This is a genomic window from Mucilaginibacter sediminis, from assembly GCF_051903035.1.
Lineage (GTDB): Bacteria > Bacteroidota > Bacteroidia > Sphingobacteriales > Sphingobacteriaceae > Mucilaginibacter.
The window spans coordinates 6,121,298-6,138,313 of sequence record NZ_CP170602.1 but is presented as its reverse complement, the minus strand read 5'-3'; the positions used below and the strand labels follow the sequence as shown (position 1 = coordinate 6,138,313).

The 17,016-nt window shown below is 43.9% G+C and carries 9 protein-coding genes; 4 read left to right on the top strand and 5 right to left on the bottom strand.

Annotated elements, in window-relative coordinates; all coding sequences use genetic code 11:
• Positions 1 to 363 precede the first annotated feature (363 nt).
• On the bottom strand, positions 364 to 1,488 hold the full coding sequence (gene dnaN / locus ACFGVS_RS25380; RefSeq protein WP_090652439.1) for a DNA polymerase III subunit beta: 1,125 nt from the start codon (positions 1,486 to 1,488) through the stop codon (positions 364 to 366).
• Between the two features lie 33 nt (positions 1,489 to 1,521).
• Positions 1,522 to 3,927 carry a gliding motility-associated ABC transporter substrate-binding protein GldG gene (gene gldG, locus ACFGVS_RS25375; protein WP_439696051.1) on the bottom strand — a complete coding sequence of 802 codons (2,406 nt, stop codon included), beginning with the start codon at positions 3,925 to 3,927 and terminating at the stop codon, positions 1,522 to 1,524.
• A gap of 362 nt (positions 3,928 to 4,289) precedes the next feature.
• Between gldG and ACFGVS_RS25370 the strand changes: the two genes are divergently transcribed.
• Positions 4,290 to 4,688 carry a response regulator gene (locus ACFGVS_RS25370; RefSeq protein ID WP_439696050.1) on the top strand — a complete coding sequence of 133 codons (399 nt, stop codon included), beginning with the start codon at positions 4,290 to 4,292 and terminating at the stop codon, positions 4,686 to 4,688.
• Between the two features lie 375 nt (positions 4,689 to 5,063).
• Here ACFGVS_RS25370 and ACFGVS_RS25365 read toward each other — a convergent pair whose 3' ends face one another.
• The 3 genes from ACFGVS_RS25365 to ACFGVS_RS25355 all read right to left on the bottom strand — a co-directional run bounded on the left by ACFGVS_RS25365 (position 5,064) and on the right by ACFGVS_RS25355 (position 13,051).
• Positions 5,064 to 9,218, bottom strand: coding sequence for a two-component regulator propeller domain-containing protein (locus ACFGVS_RS25365; RefSeq protein ID WP_439696049.1), 4,155 nt, complete (start codon positions 9,216 to 9,218; stop codon positions 5,064 to 5,066).
• A gap of 290 nt (positions 9,219 to 9,508) precedes the next feature.
• Positions 9,509 to 12,043, bottom strand: coding sequence for a cation-translocating P-type ATPase (locus ACFGVS_RS25360; protein WP_439696048.1), 2,535 nt, complete (start codon positions 12,041 to 12,043; stop codon positions 9,509 to 9,511).
• A 150-nt stretch (positions 12,044 to 12,193) separates the two neighbouring features.
• Entirely contained in the window at positions 12,194 to 13,051 is an 858-nt protein-coding gene (locus ACFGVS_RS25355) for a universal stress protein (RefSeq protein WP_439696047.1), read from the bottom strand.
• A gap of 212 nt (positions 13,052 to 13,263) precedes the next feature.
• Here ACFGVS_RS25355 and ACFGVS_RS25350 point away from each other — a divergent pair, with 212 nt between their 5' ends.
• The 3 genes from ACFGVS_RS25350 (at position 13,264) to ACFGVS_RS25340 (ending at position 17,012) form a co-directional block, all read left to right on the top strand.
• Complete coding sequence (locus ACFGVS_RS25350; RefSeq protein ID WP_439696046.1) at positions 13,264 to 13,818, top strand: hypothetical protein; 555 nt, start codon at positions 13,264 to 13,266, stop codon at positions 13,816 to 13,818.
• A gap of 107 nt (positions 13,819 to 13,925) precedes the next feature.
• Positions 13,926 to 15,647, top strand: a complete 1,722-nt coding sequence (locus ACFGVS_RS25345) for a M28 family peptidase (protein ID WP_439696045.1) — start codon at positions 13,926 to 13,928, stop codon at positions 15,645 to 15,647.
• A 63-nt stretch (positions 15,648 to 15,710) separates the two neighbouring features.
• The gene (locus ACFGVS_RS25340; protein WP_439696044.1) at positions 15,711 to 17,012 is read left to right on the top strand and encodes a 4Fe-4S dicluster domain-containing protein; all 1,302 of its coding nucleotides are present in this window, start codon (positions 15,711 to 15,713) and stop codon (positions 17,010 to 17,012) included.
• Positions 17,013 to 17,016: the final 4 nt, after the last annotated feature.

Here is a 17,016-nt window from a genome sequence, read left to right as displayed (position 1 = left end):
TATGACAAAAGTTCACAGATACCTCGTATCGAGTCATGGCGTGTTGTAATTTACACACATATTCGTTTGAACGCCGGCTACAACTCACCCCGGCTACGCTACGCTGGCCGACCCTCTCTCCGGCTAAAGCCGCAAAGAGGGTAAACCCCAATTTTCTTTTTTTTCGCCCCTCTATGCGACGAAGTCGGAGAGAGGGGCAGACGGGCGGAGCCTCGTCGGGGTGAGTCTTCGCCTCTATACTCCCCCCTTTTACATTCCCATCACTAATAACTCCCGCCCGAAACATTTGTTATCCGTGGCGAACAAAAAAGTCCGGTTTTTAAAGCCGGACTCTGTTTTTGGATTTATAATTTAAGTTTACACTTAAGCATAGCTATTGAGCATCACCGGCATAACCAGCATCAGCACATCTTCATTTTCATCACCTCCCTGTGGCAGCAGTAAGCCGGCGCGGTTTGGAGTCGACATCTCCAAAGATACTTCTTCGCAACTTAAATTCTTCAACATTTCTATTAAAAATCTTGCGTTAAAGCCAATTTCCATGTCATCACCTTCATACTGGCAGGTTAAACGCTCGTGAGCCTCGTTTGCAAAGTCAATATCTTCTGATGATATGTTTAACTCGCTGCCATTTATTTTAAGCCTTACCTGGTGGGTTGTTTTGTTGGCATAAATAGCCACACGGTTTAACGAGCCCAGGAAGGTAAGCCTGTCGATAGTTAATTTATTAGGATTATTCTGAGGAATAACAGCCTCGTAATCAGGATAACGCTCATCTATTAACCTACAAACAAGGTTAATATGGTTAAATTTAAAAAACGCACTGGTTGAGTTATACTCTACAGATACGTTTACATCATCGTTTGGCAATGCCGATTTTAGTAGCGTTAGCGCTTTTTTAGGCAATATAAACGCGGTAGTGCTTGCAGCTTTGGCATCCTTACGGCGGTAACGTACCAGCTTGTGGGCATCGGTAGCTACAAAAGTAAGGTGCTGTGTGCTTAACTGGCAGTAAACGCCCGTCATGGCGGGGCGCAGTTCATCGTTACTTACCGCGAAGATGGTTTTATTAATAGCCTCGGCCAAAACAGATGCCGGCAGGTTTACTGACGATGCGTTTTCGACAACAGGGATCTTCGGAAAATCTTCACCATTCTCGCCGCTTAGTTTGTATTTACCATCACCGGCGTTTATTTCGATAGCAAAAGTTTGGTCATCAACCGAAAAAGCCACCGGCTGCTCCGGTAACGATTTTAAGGTCTCTAACAAAATACGCGATGGTATGGCAATACGGCCATTCTCCTTAGCTTCAACAGTTAAGGAAGTGGTCATGCTGGTTTGCAGGTCGGTTGCCGAAATGGTTAAGTTTCCTTCCTTTATCTCGAACAAAAAGTTTTCCAGTATAGGCAAAACAGTGCTGTTGCTTAAAGCACCGCTTACTGCCTGCAGTTGTTTGAGTAAAGTTGTGGTAGAAACAATAAATCTCATATGGGTCTAATTAATCTATCAAAAATATAAAATTTAATGGGCATACTTCCGCTTGCGGATATAATGTTGAAAAATAGCACATATTAACACTAAAGCAAGTGGGCCAACCGTATTTACCAGTTGCCAGTACAATTTTTCGTTACGGATGCGGGCACGGTTAAGCAGGCGAATCTTAATCTCTTTGGTACGCAGGGCAATAAGGCCCGAATCGTCGGTCATGTAATCGGCAATATTAAGCAGCAGGTTTTTGTTGCCGTAACTTTGCTGGGTGTAATGGTCGTAACCTAACGGATACGGCGAACCATCGCTGCCTATCTGATTTTTCAAAATGTCGCCATCGCTTATCACTACCATTTTGGTGGGCACACTTTCGGGCATAATGGTTACGGTCTCGCCCAAACTATCGGGCAGCGGACGGTTGCGCCAATCGGATGTAAACTTCCCTTCCAGCAATACGGCAACCGTTTTGGGCGTGCCCTGGAAGTCTTTAGGGTTTGGCTCCTGCTCCAGCGCCTGTAACGACAGGATATGTGGCGCGCTTATCTTTTTATTGTAAGGCGATGATGCCAGCAGGATAGTTTTTTTAACGTTTTTGGTATCCAGCAAATCAATAGTGCTGGCAAATTCACTGTGTATGGCATCCAGGTTTTTTACTATCGGGTGTTTAGAATAGGACATAAACAGCGGGTAATATAACCAGGGCAGCATCTGAATTTGCGCCTGGCCGCCAACCTCGCCGGTACTTACCGGGATGGGCGAACAGCTCATATCGGCAATCAAATCATAATTGATGCGCACTCCGTAGCGAAACAGCTGATCATCCAGGTTGAGTTGCTTGGGGAACGACATTTGTTCGCCGCCGTGGCCGCGCAGGCTATCCAGTTCGGCGCTTACCTGGTCAATCGTCCACAGCACTTTGCCGCCGCGCATAATGTACTGGTCGAGCTTAAACTTCTCCAGTTCGGTAAATTTACGGTCGGGTTTTGGGATAACCAATAGTTTAATGTTTTGTAACGCCTTAAACGGAATGGTAGCCAGGTTTAACCTACCAACTTCGAAACCATCCGACAGCGATTTCATGGCATCATTCAGCTGCACATCGGTAAGCTCATGATGGCCTTCGGTAAAACCAATCTGCGGTTTGCCGCCGCTTACCGCTTTTTTTATGGCCGATGTAAAGGTATACTCCAGGTTTTGAACCGAGATATTGATCTGCTCCTCATCTGATGATCCGATACGGGTTTGTACCAGGTTAACCACCACTTCTTTGTCGCCCGATTTTACAACAGCCTCGGGGAATATTAACTTTTGCGATACGCCATCATCAGTTTTAAAGCTGATGTTTTGGCCTACCACCCCTTTAGATTCATAATCCTCATAAGCTTCTTTTTGCTTATCATCGGGCAGTTTTTTGATAGTTGATAACAGATCGACAAATTCAAATTGGATATTGCCATGGCTATAAGCCTTTAAATCGGTTATCATATCGCGGGCGGCACCTTGCAGGCGTTTCATCCCGGCAGGCAAACCACTGCCCTGCAGGTAAACCGTAATTTTTACCGGTTTTGATAAATCGTTTATAATTTTCCTGCTGATGGGCGATATGGTAAAGCGTTTCTCGGTAGTAAAATCAAACCGGGTAAAGGCAAACTGCGCTATAATACCAATTAATATAAAAGCCGATATTAAGCCAACCATAACCGTTGTATTTAGCTGCTTTTGCCGCTGCTTTATCAGTATAAACAAGGTAAGCCATATAAAAGCGCTGGCCACCAATAAAAAGTAAACCAAATCGCGCGTATCCAGCACACCACGGCTTACCGATTGGTAGTGCTGGGTTATACCCAGGCTTTGCAGGCCAAGATCTTGCAATGATAGCATCTGGCTCAGGGAATCAAACCCGCTGTAAAAAAAGAAACACAGGAAAACTGCAATGGTAAAAGCAATAATTTGATTTTTGGTGATAGACGATGCAAACAAACCTATAGCGGCGAACGCTGCCCCCAACAAGAACAATCCGATGTACGAGCCTATAACTGCACCGGTATCAATATTGCCTTGTGGCGTACCCAGTATACTTACCGAGTAGTAATAAATGAGCGTAGGCAGTAGTGCAAACAGTACAATGAGCAGGCAGGCAAAGTATTTACCCAACACAATTTCCCAATCTTTTAACGGGCGGGTAAAAAGCAGTTCAAATGTTCCTTCTTTACGTTCTTCGGCCAGCGAACGCATGGTGATGGCCGGTATCAGGAACATGAACAGGTAGGGCGCGGTACTAAACAGGCTGTCGAGGCCGGCATAACCGTAATCCAGGATGCTGGAATCAGGAAATACCCAAAGGAACAAACCCAAAACCAGTAAAAAAACGCCAATGGTAACGTAAGCCACCAACGAACTGAGGTATGATGTTATTTCTTTTTTGAGGATGCTAAGCACTGCCGTATATAATATGCTGAAACGCCGAAATTACAACAATAATATTTAAAGTGGAAAGGTTCATTGGTTCATTGGTTCATTGGTTCATTGGTTCATTGGTTCATTGGTTCATTGGTTCATTGGTTCATTGGTTCATTGGTTCATTGGTTCATTGGTTCATTGGTTCATTGGTTCATTGGAACGCGGGCATAGCGGGCAAAAAGCAGTCGACTGTAACAGACTTACGAAGTTTTGAAAACTTCGTAAGTCTTTCGGCAAGTGTGTCAACGAATAACCACCAGACAAGACCAATGAACAAGTGAACTAATGAACGATTTATAATTGGCACCTAAATTGCATACCAACTGCTAAATGAAAAGATTATGTGCCGGCTTTTGATAATTGATGATAACCCGATTGAACACCTGATTTTACAGCGGATGATTGACTCCGGCAATCTCTTTCAACATGTTTCACATAGCTCGGATGCCCGGGTGCAAATTGAATCGCTTAGAGAAAACAGCAGTTTTAACGATAAGCTTCCCGATTTGATATTTTTAGATCTTCATATGCCCGATTTTAACGGATGGGAATTTCTGAAACACTTTAAGGAGTTAATTCCACTGTTTAACAAAACGGTTGATGTGTACATCGTATCATCGTCAATTGATCCCAGTGACTTTTCAAGATCAAAAAATTATCCGTTCGTCAAATCCTTTGTTTCAAAACCTTTTAGTAAACAAACTTTAAACGATACCTATTTAAGGTACTCCGCAGCGTAACACAGCAACGCATCTAATTGGGTTAACATAACTTAACATATTTCAAAAATATTTTTTATAAATATTTAATAATCAATACTTTATATTTTAACATAATTAACACTAAACTAATCACGAAATTTAGGCGCATCCAATATTTGTGTCTGTTATTGGCCAATACAAGTCCCTTTGGTACCTGGATGATTTAACCAGTATCAGGCAATAAAAACAAGGTAGCTTTTGGTGCTTATATCTTCCCCGCGCAATAAGCTTATTCCCTTAGCTATTATTAATTAACAGCTTATCGCCGTCAACTATTTAGATGCGTTTGACCAGAGCGGCGTAAGCACTTTCATCATCAGAACACGTTATTTATTCACTCCGCTCAACTTAACCCTAATAATCCTGTGTTTTTTTCCACCATTTTTCTATCGCCGATAGTATCTCATCCACTTTTATAGGTTTACTCAGGTAATCATCCATGCCGGCGGCAAGGCATGCCCCACGGTCTTCGGGCATGGCATTGGCCGTCATTGCCACTATAACAGGTTGATGAACATTTCCCAGCCTGATTCGCCTGGTGGCCTCCAGCCCATCCATCTCGGGCATCTGAACGTCCATAAAAATCAGCCCATATTTTTTGCGGGTAAGCGAATCCAAAGCTGCCAGCCCATTTGGTGCCACATCAGGCGCATAACCCATTTTTGTGAGGACCCGCATGGCCAATTTCTGATTAATCAGGTTATCTTCTGCTATCAGGATATCTATAGGATATTGTCTGGCAAATTCTTCAGTGAACAGGTTTCCGCGCACATGGGGTTCGTGGGCCACATCAACCTTTTTTAACTGGCTAATAATAGCGCTATAGAGCACATGATATTTAACAGGTTTGGCTATTACGGCGTTAAAAAGACCAGGTTCTTTTTTATTTTGCTCGTGACTTGCAGGCCCAAGCAAAATCACGCGCACAGCGGGGTAGCTGGCCCGTATATGCCTTGCCATCTGAAAGCCATCCATTTCGGGCATATTAAAATCGGCCAACACCAGGTCAATCTTATCATTCACAGCCAATATTTCCAGGGCTTCGCTCCCCGACGCTATCGCCGTTGCAGCAAATTCCCATTGTGCAAGTTGCGCCTGCAATACCCCGCGGCTTGCTTCATTATCATCAACAATCAATATATTTTTTCCTTGCAAGCTGGTGTGGCTTTCCATATGTTCGGCCATACCGCTTTGGTGCCCTTTTGCCGATTTAATATGGAAGCAAAAAGTAGTACCTTCCCCAAATTCGCTTTCAACTTTAATTTCGCCGCCCATCAATTCAATCAGCCGTTTGCTAATGGTAAGGCCCAGCCCGCTCCCACCGTATTTGCGGGTTGTACCCGAGTCGACCTGCGAAAAAGCCTGAAAAAGCTTGTCTAATTTTTCGGCTGGTATTCCAATTCCGGTATCGCGCACGCTAAACGATAAAGCAAAATCCTGGTTGTGCCCGGGCAGCATACTTACATTAATAACAATCTCGCCCTGTACGGTAAACTTAACGGCATTGCTCACCAGGTTTAGCAGTACTTGCCGCAGGCGCAGTTCGTCGCCAAAAACAATTGCCGGAACATCGGGTGCAATCTGGTAAAGCAACTCAAGGTTGGGTTTAAGCGCACCGCCTGCAAACACATCCAGGGTACCCTCAATACAGTTCCTCAGGTCGAAATCGTTTTCATCCAGCTCCATTTTCCCGGATTCTATTTTCGAAAAATCCAGAATATCGTTAATTACGGATAACAGTGCATCGCCACAATTTTTAATGGTTTCGGTATACTCTTCCTGCTCGGGGGTAAGTTGCGTACCAGATAAAAGCATGGCCATGCCCACTACACCGTTCATCGGGGTGCGTATCTCGTGACTCATGGTAGCCATAAAAAGGCTTTTAGCTGCGTTAGCCTGCTCGGCCTCCATGCGTGCTTTATGCTCATCAATCGTCATTTTGGCCAACAGCTCGGTACGTTCCTGTACCTGCCGCTCCAACACCAGTTGCCGTAGTTTGATAGATCTTAACCGGTACCTGAAAAGCCCGTAAATGGCGGAAGCCAAAAACATAACGGCAAGCAATTTAAACCACCATGTTAACCAAAATGGCGGTACAATAGTAATTTTAAGTGCGGTTGCCACCGGCGACCATTGCCCGGCGCTATTCTGGTACTTTATTTTAAAATAGTATTCGCCGGCGGGCAGGTTGGTGTAGGAGGCAGTATTTCTGCTCCCGACTTCACTCCACTGGGTATCATAATTCTGCAGGATAAAGGCGTATTTTTTCCTGTCGGCAGAAGCAAAGTCGAGGGCAGCATATTCCATCGAGATATCAGATTGCCGGTAGGATAGAGTAATACTCCTGGTATCAGCTATATCCTGCTTCAGCGCGTTTAGATTATCAGCGCCTATTACGGTGTTTATTGGTTTATTAAAAATAAGCAATGACGTTACTACCACCGGCGAAAATGGTGCAGGCCGGGCTATCCGTGCCGGGTAAAAAGCATTAAAGCCGTTGATACCCCCGAAAAAAATCTCGCCACTGTTTGTCTTTAAAGCCGAATGCGGTTTAAAGTCATCGCCCTGCAAGCCATCTTCGGTAGTATAATTTTTAAACAACCGGGCAACCGGATTGTACATCGATATGCCGTTATTGGTACTTACCCAAAAATTACCGGCACCATCCTCTTTTATCGCATAAATAATATCGCTGGCCAGGCCATCTTTTTTGGTAAAAACCGTAAAATGCTTAGTAACCGGGTCAAACAAATTAAGGCCGCTAATAGTGCAAAGCCATAATTTACCCTTGCTATCTAAAAAAACATCCGTGACCGTGTTACCGCTCAGGCTGTTTTGGCCATCATGGTGCCTGAAATGGGTAAAAACGCCTGTTTTATTATCTAACATATCAAGGCCGTTATCATATGTGCCAATCCATAAGTTGCCGTTACGGTCTTCGCACAAATCATAAATGCGGTTGCTGCTGATGCTTTGCGGGTTATGCGCATCGTACCTGAAATGTTTAAACTTACCGGTTTTACGGTCATAAAAATCAAGCCCGTCATTAAATGTCCCCAGCCATGTGTTTTGATCTTTGTTATGTAGTATGGCGTAAATGTTATTTCCGCCTGGCCCATCCGGTTTAGCGGGGGTTACTTTAAAATTTTTGAATATGCCCGTTTTGGGATTAAATATACTGAATCCATCGCCCCAGGTGCCAATCCATAGGTTTCCATCGGGGTGTTGGGTTGTAGTTAGCACATAATTGCCGGTAATACCGTTTTTACCGGCCGGAGGCTGTTTATAATGCCTGAAAGATCCGGTTGACCGGTTAAACAGGTCAAGACCGCCGCCATCGGTACCTACCCATATATTTTTATCACGATCTTCGAACAAGTCAAGCACAAAATTGCTCGAGAGGCTTAATGGTGAAGAATTGTGATGGTAAAGTGCAAAGCTCGAAGTTGCCTTTTTATAAAGATTTATTCCACCACCAAAAGCGCCCAGCCACATATTGCCGTTTTTATCTTTACAGATGGCATTAATGGAGATACCGTTTATACTGTTATTGTCAATATCGTCATGCTGGTAATTATAAAGATTACCGGAAGCATCCAGCAAACTAAGCCCACCATGCTCGGCCCCTATCCAAATATTGCCGTTATCATCCTGGCCCAGGCTATTGACCGTGTTAATCGAAGTGCTATTGCCCAGGCTATCTTTATTTTTTATATGCCTAAGGGTATGTTTTGCGGGGTTAAATACAAAAACCCCTTCGGATATAGTACCAAGGTACAAGTTGCCGGTTCTATCTTCATAGATGCAGAAGATATGATCGCCTGACGTGCCTGCATCAGTATTTGAATATTTAAATCTTGAAAAGTTATTACTTGCCGGCCGGTAAAGGTTTAACCCGCCAGCCGTTCCTACCCAAAGGTTGTGGTGCGAGTCGGTAAAAACTGTATATACATTGTTATTGCTCAGGCTATTACTATCCACGTCGGAATGTGTGTAATGCCTGAACTTATTTGAATGTACGTCGAGGTAATCAAGACCACCGTTTTGGGTTGCTACCCACAAATTGCCGGCGCTATCAAAGCTTAGCCGGTTAACCACATCAGTAGCCAAACTCGCCGGGGCATGGTCATTATGCAGGTACCTGATAAAGCGTCCGGATGCCCTGTCAAACTTATTCAATCCACCTTTAGTGGCTATCCATATATTTCCGGATTTATCTTCTGCCAGGTCACTGATAACATTATTGCTTAGCGAACTGTTGTTAGCCAGGTCGAAACGGTAATTGATGAATTTATAACCATCGTACCGGTTAAGACCATTCCCGGTTCCAATCCACATAAACCCGCGGCTATCCTGGATAATGCTGCTCACGTCAACCTGCGATAACCCTTCGGCGGTGCCGATGTGGTCAAACTTCAGGCTTTGGTTTTGCGCAAAACAAGCCAGCGGCACACCTGTAATTAAAAAGGCGCAAATCGATAAATGAATAATCTGTTTGGCTGTAACCACGAATAGTGTAATTAGGTTCGTACACTTTGATTTTGTGCAGTGCCGAAACTACTTTTACGTATTTTTTTTGCCACAAGTTTCATGCTATAAACCGGGCACATTTACCCGACAAGCCAGTAAAAATCAATGATCGGCATAACAGCAAGCCCAAAGCAAGGAGTATTTTTTGACCTGATAAACCGGCTTAATCACATGCCGGTTATACCGTCGATGTTGGCTATTGCTAAAAAAAAATTAATTTTTGCAGACTTTGTTTTCGAGTGCATTCGCATTCTGTATTTCGCATTTGCTCATGATGCGTTATGAGGAGGATTTATTACTTGAATTGGTTTTTTGCACCGCTTTTTCCACTTAATAATTTCATACCAGATAACCGATAAAAATCCGGCTCCAAAGCTAATTGCCAGTTGATATAAGTTCAAAGACGCAAACCCAAAGAAAAGGGATAAAGGTTTTATGTAAAGCAATAAGCCTGTGATAATTATGGTTATGCCTATTATCTGCAACACCAAATTATTTTTATACTTTATAGTTGTAAAAAGCGAATAATAAAAAGAACGGTTTACCAGCGTGAGTAATATATTGGCAGCTATAAGGCAGGTAAAAACCATGGTTCGGGTTTGCGGCTCATTTAACCCGGCTTTTACAGCCCATTGATAGGTAGCTAAAGTTCCGGCGGTTATTATTAGCCCCTGCACAACGCTGGTGGCCAACTCCTTCCAATTAAAGAAAGTAGTAGTAAACGGCCGGGGTTTCTGCAGCATGGTGTTTTTTTCCATAGGTTCATTTTCGTAGATGATTGAACAGGTAGGCCCCATAATCAGTTCTAAAAAAATAATATGGACAGGCGAAAATATGTTAGGATATATCCAGCCGAGCGCCAGGGGGACAAACACTGTTAGTATAATGGGTATGTGGATAGAGATGATATACTGTATTGCTTTTTTAAGGTTAGTGTAAATCCTGCGGCCCATAGCCACAGCATCTGTCATTTTTGATAAATCATCTTCCAGCAATATAAGCGACGCGGCCTGCCTGGCAATTTCAGTTCCCTTTTTGCCCATGGCTATGCCAATGTGCGCGGCTTTAAGTGCAGGGCCATCGTTTACGCCATCTCCTGTCATCGCTACTATCTCGCGCTGCGATTTTAATGCGTTAATAATCCTGAGTTTTGCCTCCGGGTACATCCGGGTAAAAATGTTTAGCTTTTGAACAGTATGCCCAAGCTGCTCGCTATCCAGGTCCATCAGTTCGTCGCCGCTGATGCATTTATCTGCACCTTTAAAATCTATTTGCCGGGCAATGGCTGCAGTGGTGGCGGCATTATCTCCGGTTACAATCTTCACCGTTATACCTGCTTTATAAAAGGTTTCAAGTACCGCTTTTATATTTTTTTTAGGCGGATCATAAAAAGCCACCAAACCTTTAAACCCAAATTCAAACTCCTGTTGCGTAGCAGGAAAATCGTTTCCGGCAAAATGGGCCTCTGCCACAGCCAGGATACGATAACCTTCGGATGCAAGCGTGTTAATAGTAGTTTGTAACAGCTGTATTTGGGTTTCAGCCAGGCCGGCTATCTTCATTATCGCCTCGGGCGCACCTTTGGCTGCTATAATCCGTTCCTTATTGTCGTTTTCAAACAAATGCGTCATCATGGGCGGCTTGCCACCCAGCGGATATTCATGAACCATTTTATATTGGGGCCTTTCATCGGCTGCGGTGTTTTTTGCATACGCCTCATGTAAGGCAATTTCCATCGGATCAAAGGGAACAGGCTCGCTGGCCCACATCGCCAGCCTGATGAGCTCCCGTTCGGCTTCATCGTACGCGCCCCCTGCATCACTAACCTTGCCCGATTTGAGTGCGAAAACTTTAGCCAGGCTCATTTTATTTTCGGTAATGGTACCGGTTTTATCGGTACATATAACAGATGCGCTGCCCAACGTTTCAACAGTTTTCATTTGTTTAACTACTATGCCCATTTTCATCAGCCGCCAGGCACCCAAGGCCATAAACGAGGTAAAGGCGACAGGTATCTCTTCGGGCAGGATGCTCATAGCCAGGGTAAGCGCCTTGATCAGGCTATCAGTAAGGTTGCGTGAATGTGTGTAGTTAATGGCCCATACTATAACGAAAACAATGGCGCCTGCAATCACCATTTTTTTTACAAAATTATTAATCTGAATTTCGAGCGGGGTCTTCTCTTCATTAATTGCTTCCAGGCTTTTGCCAATAGCGCCAAGGCGGGTTTTATTACCAATAGCAGTTACCCTTGCTATGGCCAGCCCACCAGCCACCGTAGTACCTCGCAAAATTGTATTATCTGTCGACGATTTATCTTTATAAACCGGCAGCGATTCGCCGGTAAGGATGCTTTCATTTACCGAAAAATCATTTGATTGTATAATTACGCCATCGGCCGATACTGCGGTACCCTCTTCAACAATCAAACAATCGCCAATAACCAGGTCTTCGCTTTTTATTTCTACTATAACACCGTCTCTTATCACCTTACAGGTTGGCTGCGAGAAATCTTTAAGCTTATCAAGGGCATTCCTGCTCCGCGAATCCTGGTATAACGAAATGCCCGATACCAATATAACTGCCGATGCCAGGAAAAAGCCGTCGCCATTTTTACCGCTGATAAAATAAATAGCCGCCGTAACCAATAATAAAATAACCATTGGCTCCTTTGCAATACTTTTTAGGGCATCAATAAAACCGTTTTCTTTTTTATAGGTAAGGCTATTGACGCCATATTTTTTCCGTGCCTCTATAACCTCCTTGCCGCTTAGTCCTTTTATATCCGGATTATTTAATTTCATTTGTGGGCTTTTGAATCGGCGTTAGCAAAACAATCGTCAAACAAACTACTGTTAAGTTAGTAGTAGTAAGCTTTGAGTCAAATCTATTCTTTTTGGCTTAAAACTGTCGACTAAGGACCGTACTTCATTACATAATTTGCCAAGCATTACTTATTGGATATCTGCCGGAATTATCATCAGTGGGATGTGCTGATGGCCAAGCGCTTTTTCGGTTGTAGATTTCTTAAAAATACCGGAAAGAAAACCATGCTCATAATGAACCAGTGCCAGCATATCTGACCAATTCTCCTTACAAAGATGGTTCAGTCTTTCAATTACATCTTTCCCGCGTATCTGTTTATAAACTATACCCGAATCTTCGAGCTTTTTGATATGCCTTAACAAAGCTTTTTCCTTGTCAGGATCCTCATATTTTTCAAACACCGATATATGTACAATTTCCAACTCAAAATCCAGTTTCTTGCTCAAATTGACCAGGTAGGTGATGGCAAAATTATCAAACGGTTCAAATGCGGTTGCCAAAGTGATCTTCTTTAGCTTTTCCAATGTGGCTTCTTGGGGAATAATTACAACCGGGCATGGCGCGTGGTCAACTACATCCATAGTATCGCTACCAAAAAAAAGATGATTAACCGGGCTGTTTAAACTGCCGCCCATTACTATAAACGCTGTTTTTTTCCCGTTGATAATTGCCGCCAGATTGTTTCCTAACGGGCCTTCGCCACATTGCGTGTGAATCTGGGGCTTAAATTCTTCTTTAGCCTGGCCGTTGTGCAAATGGCCCAATTGCCTGGCAAGCTGATGAAGCCCGGAGGTACTGTCTTTCTTCCGAAAAACAAGCTCATCAACAGCTAAGGGGCCACCGGCATAAGCTGGTATTACCGGATGGTTGTAGTAGGAATTAAAAATGATTATGTCGCTGTGCAATTTCGCGGCAAGCGGCGGGGCTGCTTTGGCTGCGTGGTTTGCATTTTCAGAAAAATCGGTAAGCACGAGGATGTTATTCATATCGCCTGAATTATTAAGTAAAAATAAGCGTAAATAAAAGCGCAACTTGTAATGCAAATCATTAACAAATCTGATCTCTATCACTTTATGAATACTGTGTAAGGACTTGGGATGAGATTTATATTGAGGTTACTACTATAGAATGAATTCTGGAAATTGTCTGAAAACTTATTCAAATCAAGTAACTTAGCACTGCATATAACCGAAAACCAATGTCAACAGCCTGGCGAATTTTAGTTTTTACCCTGTTTCCGCTAATACCATCATTAGTATCCGCACAACACAAACCCAAAATTGAAATTTACCTGGTCGATGAAAAGCCTGCTGCTATGCAAACCGGCGGCGGTTACTTTGACTGCAAAACAGCTAAACTGATAACCCATTCATTTATAACGGATAACGAAATTACAGGGTACGAGATCATAAACGACACTGCCACGCGTTATAACAGGGGTAAGATATACCGCATACATCTTGACACAACTGCACAAAGCAAATTGGAAAAGCTGAACAGAAATATCCCCTTATGTTGCGGACAGCGGTTTGTTGTAACCGTAGATAAAACGCCGATTTACGGAGGTTATTTCTGGAATGTATTTTCTTCCTTTGGCTGCACGTGGCTAACCATAATTGCTTCCCATTCTAAAATACTGAAAATTGAAAGAGGGCTACCGTATGATTATTTTGACAAAAATCTAAGTGACCCCAGTGGTGATATAAAATTATTGACGGCATTTAAAACTACCGGACGATTGATAGAAAGGTAAGCTGAAAGGCTTTGTTCCGGGCAATTATCCCTGTCCGTTTAAATAACTTGCCATGCCGCAACCTCCAACTATTTTGCTTTATACCGGTCAATCGCTAACTTGCCCTTATGATTAAACCGTTATTAATAACGCTGCTTGCACTATCTGCCAGCGTGGCAAACGCGCAAAGTTCAAATACTATTGATGGTTATTACCCCCTTTTACGAAGCACATTTATTGAGGCCAATACTTACAAAACAGTAGCATTTGTTGAAAAACGCTGGAGGCTACCGGGCAATGCGGGTTTTAACGAGAGCATATATGAAGTGGAGAAAACGTTACAGCAGGCCGGCTATAAAAAAGAAGCAACAGGTGAGGCTGATGGCCCCTTAACCTATCGCATCGAAACCCGCGAAATGCAACGCCCCGCATGGGAGCCTGTAAACGCCATAGTAACTATCGAGGGAGAGCAAAAGCCGTTACTTACCTTTACTAACAACCGCAACATGCTGGCTATTTATTCGGCAAGTACCCCGCCTGGTGGTATTACTGCCCAGGTTATTTTTGTGGATAGGGCCGATCTGAAAAACCTTGACAGTAAAGACATAAAAGGTAAAATTGTTTTTGCCGAGGCTAACGTGGGCATGTTTTACTCATCTGCGGTAAAAAACGGTGCAATCGGTGCAATGGGTTATAACATGCCGGCTTATACTCAACCCGAAAAAAATGTAAACTCTATCCAGTTTGGCGGCATCAGGTACCAGGATTCATTGAGTCAGAAATTTGGGATCCTGCTTTCATATGCTGCTAAAGAAAGACTTAAAGCGGCATTACAAAAAGGCCCGGTTAAAGTACATGTTGATGTGGAAGCCAAAATATATCCCTCAAAAGAGCTTACCATTGTAGCTAATGCCCGCGGCACGATTAAACCCGATGAACGTTTTGTGTTTAGCGCCCATGTACAGGAGCCCGGTGCCAATGATAATGCCACAGGCGTAGGCACCCTGGCCGAAATGGCAAGGGTAACCGCAACACTCGTCACCCAGAAAAAATTCAGTCCTAAGCGTACCATCACGTTTTTATGGGGCGATGAAATTGTGTCGACAGGTAGGTATATAACCGCAGATACCCTGCGGGCAAAAGGCATTAAATGGGGATTAAGCCTGGATATGGTGGGCGAGGATGTAAGCAAAACCGGCGGCAGTTTCCTGATTGAAAAAATGCCCGACCCTTCGGCTATCTGGACCCGCGGTAAAGATAAACATACTGAGTGGGGCGGCCGGGCCCTGCAGGAATCAGATTTATTTCCGCATTATTTTAATGATTTAACGCTTAACCGCTGCATGCAGCAAGGCCGGGATAATGGCTGGGTAGTAAAAAGCAATCCTTTTGAAGGCGGCAGCGATCATACCCCATTTTTGCAGGCCAAAATTCCCGGTTTATTGATGTGGCATTTTACCGATGTATTTTACCATACCGATGCCGACCGGTTAAATATGGTTTCGGCACAGGAAATGAAAAATGTGGGTGTAAGCGCGTTAGCGACAGCATACACACTAACCGCGGCAGATGAACCGACTACGTTAATGCTAATTGGCGAGCTGCAAAAAAACGCGACCGACAGGATAAATGACGAATATGCTTTAAGCGCGCAGGCTATTAAGGGAGGATTACCTGCCCATTCCGAAAAACATAAAATTGATGTATGGGCAAAATGGTATACCGATGCCTTGAGCAAAATGACAGACATTAACGTTGATGGCAGCACCGTGCCAATAAATAACAGGATAGCGCAAGCAAAGCAGGCAGTGATGGATTTAAATTTAGAAATTGATGCCGATCTTAAATAACAAGTAACATTTTGCCGTTTCAACAATTCAGCTAACTTTGAATAAAAATACTATGCACGCATAATGATTGCACAGGCTATATTTATCATCATTTTAGGGGTCGCCATTTACCTGTTTGCCAAAAACGCAGGCAAAATAAGGCGCAATATATTATTGGGCAAGGATGTTGACCGCAGCGACGAGCCGGCAACCCGCTGGAAAATAATGGCCAAAGTAGCGCTTGGGCAAACCAAAATGGTTAAGCGCCCGGTAGCTGCCATAATGCATTTTTTTATTTATGTAGGTTTTGTTATCATCAACCTGGAAGTGCTGGAAATTATGATAGACGGCATTTTTGGGTCGCACCGTATTTTTTCAGCCCCGCTGGGCGGCTTGTATAGCTTGCTGATAGGCGGTTTTGAGGTGCTGGCGGTATTGGTACTTGTTGCCTGTATTGTTTTCCTGAGCCGGCGTAACATTGTGCACCTGAAGCGCTTTTCGGGCACCGAGATGACCCAATGGCCAAAATCGGATGCCAACTATATCCTTTGCATCGAGATACTGCTCATGACCGCTTTTTTAACCATGAACGCGGCCGACTATAAATTGCAGCTATTGCATTTTGAACATTATGTAAAAGCCGGCAGTTTCCCGGTAAGCTCGCTTATAGCACCGATATTGCCCGATAGCGCAGCGTCATTGGTGATGCTGGAAAGAGGCTGCTGGTGGTTTCATATCATAGGTATCCTTGCGTTTTTAAATTACCTGCCCTACTCCAAGCATTTTCACATCCTGCTGGCTTTTCCCAATGTGTATTATTCAAACCTGAACACCAAAGGAAAGTTTACAAACATGGCATCGGTTACCAACGAGGTTAAGGCCATGCTCGATCCTGCTTTCGTTCCGGAAAATACCGGCGAGCCTGCAAGGTTTGGCGCGAAGGATGTAACCGATCTTACCTGGAAAAACCTGATGGAGGCCTATACCTGTACCGAGTGCGGCAGGTGTACATCAGTATGCCCGGCAAATATTACCGGCAAACTACTGTCGCCGCGTAAAATTATGATGGATACCCGCGACAGGCTTACCGAAGTGGGCAACAACCTGGATAAACACGGCAAGGATCATGACGATGGCAAATCACTGCTGGATAATTATATCACCCGCGAAGAACTTTGGGCCTGTACTACCTGCAATGCCTGTGCCGAGGCCTGCCCGGTAAATATCAATCCACTGGAGATCATTGTGGAAATGCGCCGCTATGTGGTAATGGAAGAATCACAGGCACCGGCAAGCCTGAACAATATGTTTAGCAATGTTGAAAATAACGGGGCCCCCTGGAAATACAGCCAGGCCGATAGGTTGAACTGGGCAAATAATGATTAATTAC

Bases quoted from the DNA above. Each gene is read 5' to 3' on its own strand.
- dnaN (WP_090652439.1), bottom strand. From the start codon at position 1,488: ATGAGATTTATTGTTTCTACCACAACTTTACTCAAACAACTGCAGGCA.
- ACFGVS_RS25370 (WP_439696050.1), top strand. From the start codon at position 4,290: ATGTGCCGGCTTTTGATAATTGATGATAACCCGATTGAACACCTGATT.
- ACFGVS_RS25360 (WP_439696048.1), bottom strand. From the start codon at position 12,043: ATGAAATTAAATAATCCGGATATAAAAGGACTAAGCGGCAAGGAGGTT.
- ACFGVS_RS25355 (WP_439696047.1), bottom strand. From the start codon at position 13,051: ATGAATAACATCCTCGTGCTTACCGATTTTTCTGAAAATGCAAACCAC.
- ACFGVS_RS25350 (WP_439696046.1), top strand. From the start codon at position 13,264: ATGTCAACAGCCTGGCGAATTTTAGTTTTTACCCTGTTTCCGCTAATA.
- ACFGVS_RS25345 (WP_439696045.1), top strand. From the start codon at position 13,926: ATGATTAAACCGTTATTAATAACGCTGCTTGCACTATCTGCCAGCGTG.
- ACFGVS_RS25340 (WP_439696044.1), top strand. From the start codon at position 15,711: ATGATTGCACAGGCTATATTTATCATCATTTTAGGGGTCGCCATTTAC.